Origin of the sequence: Dysgonomonas sp. 521, assembly GCF_010501055.1 — a bacterium.
GTDB lineage: Bacteria > Bacteroidota > Bacteroidia > Bacteroidales > Dysgonomonadaceae > Dysgonomonas.
On the sequence record NZ_QVMO01000148.1, the window covers coordinates 1 to 5,466 of the forward strand.

At 37.4% G+C, this 5,466-nt stretch carries 5 protein-coding genes; 4 read left to right on the forward strand and 1 reads right to left on the reverse strand.

From position 1 onward, the window contains the following. Positions 1 to 208: 208 nt before the first annotated feature. Positions 209 to 1,069 (reverse strand): FG-GAP repeat protein, encoded by an 861-nt coding sequence (locus D0T84_RS21095; RefSeq protein WP_163309908.1) that lies wholly within the window; start codon positions 1,067 to 1,069, stop codon positions 209 to 211. Between the two features lie 500 nt (positions 1,070 to 1,569). On the opposite strand from D0T84_RS21095, the gene D0T84_RS21100 reads away from it, so the two are divergent. The 4 genes from D0T84_RS21100 (at position 1,570) to lpxK (ending at position 5,339) form a co-directional block, all read left to right on the forward strand. After that, on the forward strand, positions 1,570 to 1,806 hold the full coding sequence (locus tag D0T84_RS21100; RefSeq protein ID WP_163309910.1) for a hypothetical protein: 237 nt from the start codon (positions 1,570 to 1,572) through the stop codon (positions 1,804 to 1,806). Further along, positions 1,800 to 2,111 carry a type II toxin-antitoxin system RelE/ParE family toxin gene (locus D0T84_RS21105; RefSeq protein ID WP_163309912.1) on the forward strand — a complete coding sequence of 104 codons (312 nt, stop codon included), beginning with the start codon at positions 1,800 to 1,802 and terminating at the stop codon, positions 2,109 to 2,111. Before D0T84_RS21100 ends, D0T84_RS21105 begins: the two co-directional genes overlap by 7 nt. Before the next feature lie 39 nt (positions 2,112 to 2,150). After that, complete coding sequence (gene sppA, locus D0T84_RS21110; RefSeq protein ID WP_163309913.1) at positions 2,151 to 3,905, forward strand: signal peptide peptidase SppA; 1,755 nt, start codon at positions 2,151 to 2,153, stop codon at positions 3,903 to 3,905. Positions 3,906 to 4,259: 354 nt separating this feature from the next. Further along, positions 4,260 to 5,339, forward strand: coding sequence for a tetraacyldisaccharide 4'-kinase (gene lpxK / locus D0T84_RS21115; protein WP_163309914.1), 1,080 nt, complete (start codon positions 4,260 to 4,262; stop codon positions 5,337 to 5,339). Positions 5,340 to 5,466 lie beyond the last annotated feature (127 nt).

A 5,466-nucleotide genomic window follows, 5' to 3' on the forward strand; every position in this document is an offset into this window, starting at 1 on the left:
TATTATGTTATTATAATCAAACTCAAATATAATAATACTCGTGGGCTTATGCATATTTGCTATCGCCGTAATTCAAATACAAACATAGGAACTAATTCAATATTCATTCTTATATTCTATACTGTAGGGGTAAACCTATGTGTTTACCCATTTTCTTATAGCAGACACATAGCTCTGCCCCTACAAAGAATAATAACTATTCATTTCATCAGCACGCAAAAGAATCTACAGTAATAGAAACCAGTTTCACCAACCCATCTCCTTCGGCATAAGACGAGAGCAACAACAGCATACGATAATCTTCATACCAGTCGGGAGAACTTACAATAAAGTCTGGCTTGCCATCGCCATCCAGGTCGCCTATCCAGAGCAATTCGGTCATAGTATTATTGAACTTTTTCATTTCCACTATGCACTGAGTTTTATCCCCCGATGTAAGATAAAGCTTATAATCCTTTATATCTTCATAATACATTTCTGTACCTTCATTCCCTTTATGCAGAACTATACCTTCCGCCCGCAGCTGATAAGAAACATCGTTAAATACAAAATCTTTCCGCTGCCCTGTCCAAAGTTTCAGGCCTGCCGGTATAGTATCTATAACCGGGCTGTGGTTATAATGTTTTAGCCCCCTGAAAAGAAATAATGGATTTTCTTTCGTATTCAATGTAGGTTCTATCAGGTCATAGCCTCCACACGGATTCTCAAATACATTTACCTTCTCTATCCAACACTTTTTCAGGCTGTAACTGTTCCCTGTTTTGAACAGGCCCAGAATCGTATCCATTATGTGAAACCACTTTCTGGAATCCTCCAGATCACTATACGTGGTATTCTGAAAAAGTTTTATACTATCGTATGAAAAGTTTTTAAAATACTTTTCATAAAAAGCGGCATATTCTTCATCAGATTCTCCTTCATCCGGCGTAACTTGCACTATCGTATCAGAAATAATCGGAATATTATCCGCTTCCTTTTTCTGCCCGCTGGTATTGCATGCAACAAATATGAAAGAAGAGGTAAGTATATAAAAAACGTATTTGACAATCAAATTGAACTTATTAAACATTATATATATTATTTATTTTTAATTTAAACTTAACAAAAACTCATGATGATTGTGATAGGCTGTTAATTGTGTTTATTCTTTTTCGATAGAAAACTTGGAAATATGGATATTAAAAGTTTGTTCAAGTATAATTATGAGTTATTAAACGGAGTAAAATTAGACAAATTATTTATATAAAGAGCATTATAAACTTTATTAAAACAATGTTAATAACCTTTGATGTTGATAATTTTCTTATCCGGTAATTCCCGGAAGGTGTTAATAAGCCTTTGATAGTTTAATTATAACAAGCTGTGATTTTTAATTGTTATTTGCGACTTATTTTATATATGTTCTTTTAATTCGATAAACGGACTTTTTTATTTGAAAAATATATTGACAGTTTTCAACAGTTTTTCAACAGGTATTAAAGTTAACTACGAAATAAATATATAATTTTGTAGCAAAGAGTATTATATTTGAATGATAATGAGTGGGTATCTGCTCTAAATTTTTTAATTATGGATGCAATAACATTATATAAAGATAGAGAACGAATTATTCGTACCATATTGGATGCAGATGAAGATACGATTGCCAAAGTTGTAGAAGTATTGAAAAATGCAGTCCAGAAAAAGAAGCCTGCAGTAATGACTGTAGATGAACTGAAAACGGAAGTAATGCAGTCTGTGGACGATGCGAAAAACGGCTTGGGAATTACGCAAGATGAATTTTTTAAAGAAATGGACGAATGGTAAAAATAGTTTGGTTACCTAAGGCGAGAAAAAGAGTAAAAGAAATTCATTCTTATTATAAAGGGAAAAGCAAATCAGCAGCCAATAAACTAAAAAAAGATATAAAGTCATGCACTGCTCCCTTATGTGATTTTCCGCAAATGGGAACTTTGGAACCAAATTTGGCAGATTTACATATAAGTTTTCGTTTCTTAGTAGTAAGAAATAACTATAAAATAATTTATTATATTGATAGTGAGACTGTCTATATAGCTACTGTATGGGACTGCCGCCAAGATAATAAAAAACTGAAAAGTGAATTAATCTGATTATTATAAATAGAATTCATTAAAATAAAGTCAAAAACAATGAAAGGTTTTCTTAAAAGTTTATTAGCCTCTATGCTAGGATGTTTCATAGTAATAGGCGTTTTTATGTTTATCTTTTTTATTTCATTGGCAGCCATGTCGTTTAGTTCTTCAGATAAATATAAATTGAAGGATAATACAGTGCTTACACTGAAACTTGAAGGTACGCTCTCCGAAAGAGTACAGCCAAACTCTTTTATGGATATGCTGGGTCAGAATGCAGATACCGAATTGGGTCTGGATGATATTCTTTCTTCTATAAAGAAGGCAAAAGAGAATGAAAAGATAAAAGGGATCTACATCAACGCAGGCGCCTTTATGGCTGCTCCGGCTTCCCTGAAAGAAATACGTGACCAGCTGGCCGATTTCAAGGAAAGCGGTAAATTCATTATAGCTTATGCCGATGTTTATACACAGGGATGCTATTACTTATCATCCGTTGCAGACAAGGTAATAATGAACCCTCAGGGAAACCTCGATTTGCACGGGATTGCCGCTTCGCCTACTTTCTACAAAGGCCTACTGGAAAAAATAGGCGTGGAAATGCAGATATTCAAAGTAGGTACTTTCAAGTCGGCGGTAGAACCTTTCATGCTGGATAAGATGAGCGACGCCAATAAAGAGCAGGTTACGGCCTATATAGGCGATATATGGTCTACTATCACATCCGAGATTTCTTCTTCAAGGAAAATATCCGTAGAAAAGATAAATCAGCTTGCCGATTCTTTACAGACTTTCAAGGAAGCAAAATATGCCGTGCAAGACGGGCTTGTGGATACACTGATGTACGAAACCGGCGTAAAGGAATATTTGCAGGGATTGCTCGAAGTGGAAAAGAAAGAAGATGTACGATTGGCTTCCATCAAGAATATGACCTCCGTTCCGTTCGAAAATAAAAGCAAATCCAAGGATATTATCGCTGTACTGTATGCCGAAGGTTCTATCAACAACGGTTCGGGCAAGGATGGCATAACCGACAAGAGATTTGTAAAAGAAATAGAAAAACTGAAAGACAACGAAAAAGTAAAAGCCGTTGTTTTCCGTGTCAACTCTCCCGGAGGAAGCGCCTATGCATCCGAACAGATATGGAAAGCCGTCACCGACCTCAAAGAAAAGAAACCTGTGGTAGTATCTATGGGAGACTACGCGGCATCGGGCGGATATTATATCTCTTGTAATGCTTCAAAGATCATTGCGCAGCCAAATACGTTGACCGGATCGATAGGTATTTTCGGGATGTTCCCTAATGTAGAAGGGCTGACAAAAAAAGTAGGCCTTTCATTCGACAACGTAAAAACAAATACATACGCAGACTTCGGCGAATTGACACGTCCGATGCGCGCCGACGAAAAAGCGATACTGCAACAATACATCGAGCATGGATACGACTTGTTCCTTACACGTTGTTCCGAAGGGCGCAACATACCGAAAGATTCTTTAGATCATATCGCGCAGGGTCGTGTATGGACAGGCAACCAGGCATTGAAAATCGGACTTGTAGATGGTCTTGGCGATTTGGATACAGCTATAGAAGAAGCTGCTAAACTGGCCGAATTGTCGGATTATTCCCTAAAGGATTATCCTAAAAAAGTAGATTTATTCGAAAGCTTTTTCTCTAACCAGAAAGAAGAACTGACTACCCGCGCCATGAAAGAATATCTGGGTAGCGATTACGAATTGTTTAAAACAATAAAAGAAATAAAAGAACAGGATTTTGTACAGGCACGTATGCCTTACGACATAAGCGTCAGGTGAGAAACTGTTTAAATTTTATTCGTTCAAATTTTTAGAGATGTTTTAGAGATGTTTTTTTCTTTCTTGAAACGATAATAGCGGGCTATTTGAGTTGAGAGAAAGGAAAAAACAGCCGAAAACAGACTAAAAATGAACGAAGAAAAAGATATAATAAAATATTCGTATAAAATTTAAACAGTTTCTGAGCCCCACCCCAACCCTGCCCGAAGGGAGGGAGAAAGGAGCGAAGCCACGAAAAGAAAAATGAAAATAATTATTAATAATATTCTCTTTGTAACCTCCCCTTGGGGAGGTTGGAGGGGTTAAATACCCTCTCTGTAAGTCCCCCTATGGGGGATTGAGGGGGCTGGCTAAATGATAGAACGTCAACCCGTACATATCAATAAGTGGTTACTGCCATTGTCATGGTTGTACGGGTTGATTGTATATTTCAGAAATAAATTTTTCAAATGGGGAATATTCAAACAAGAAGAGTTTGACATCCCCATTATTTGTATAGGCAACATCACAGTAGGCGGAACAGGCAAGACCCCGCATACCGAATATATTATCCGCCTCTTGCACGGCAAATACAGGGTAGCAGTGCTCAGCAGAGGCTATAAGCGCAAAACCAAAGGCTTTATACTTGCCGCAAAGGAAACTACCAGTAAAGAGATAGGAGACGAATCTTTCCAGATAAAAAATAAATTTCCGGATATCCTTGTCGCGGTCGATGCCGACAGGAGGAGAGGTATAAGGAATCTGCTGTCTATGGAAAATCCGCCGCAGGTAATACTGCTTGACGATGCTTTCCAGCATCGCTACGTGAAGCCGTCCTTTACCATCATTCTGTCCGATTTCAACCGTCCGGTATACGAAGATGCGCTGCTTCCGGCAGGACGTTTAAGAGAACCATGTTCTTATATCGATGAGGCGAATATGATTATTGTGACCAAGTGCCCGCAGGACTTGCAACCTATCGATTACCGTATCATTTCGCACGATATCAATCCCTTCCCTTATCAGGATCTGTATTTTACTTCACTCGGCTATCAGGAACTGAAACCTGTATTTTCGGGAGATAATAAACCGCTATCCGTGTTGAAGGACAAGCATATTCTTTTGGCTACCGGAATCGCTTCCCCGAACATGATTATCAAAAAACTATCCGAATACACAGATAAGGTAGACACGATTACTTATCCCGACCACTACGCTTTCAAAAGCAAGGATATAAAATACATTACGGATAAGTTCAAAAAAATAAACTCCGATAATAAGATTATCTTAGTGACCGAGAAAGACGCCGCGCGACTGGTTACCCGAAAAGATATAGATAAAGAAATAAAGAAATACATGTACTATCTTCCTATCGAAATCCTGTTTGCGGATAATGAGAACGCTTTCAGGGATAAGATATTAAAACATATCAATAGCAAGAAGTACAAATATTGATTTCTCCACCCCTAAATGTTAAATTATCCAACTCCACCTCCAAATACCAATACTTTTACTTACATTTGCCTCTAGTATAATAACTGAAAAAAAGTCTGTCACTATATAAGCGACAGACTTTTGTTTT

Coding starts and splice junctions, on each gene's coding strand:
- lpxK (WP_163309914.1), top strand. CDS start 4,260: ATGATAGAACGTCAACCCGTACATATCAATAAGTGGTTACTGCCATTG.
- D0T84_RS21105 (WP_163309912.1), top strand. CDS start 1,800: ATGGTAAAAATAGTTTGGTTACCTAAGGCGAGAAAAAGAGTAAAAGAA.
- D0T84_RS21100 (WP_163309910.1), top strand. CDS start 1,570: ATGGATGCAATAACATTATATAAAGATAGAGAACGAATTATTCGTACC.
- D0T84_RS21095 (WP_163309908.1), bottom strand. CDS start 1,069: ATGTTTAATAAGTTCAATTTGATTGTCAAATACGTTTTTTATATACTT.
- sppA (WP_163309913.1), top strand. CDS start 2,151: ATGAAAGGTTTTCTTAAAAGTTTATTAGCCTCTATGCTAGGATGTTTC.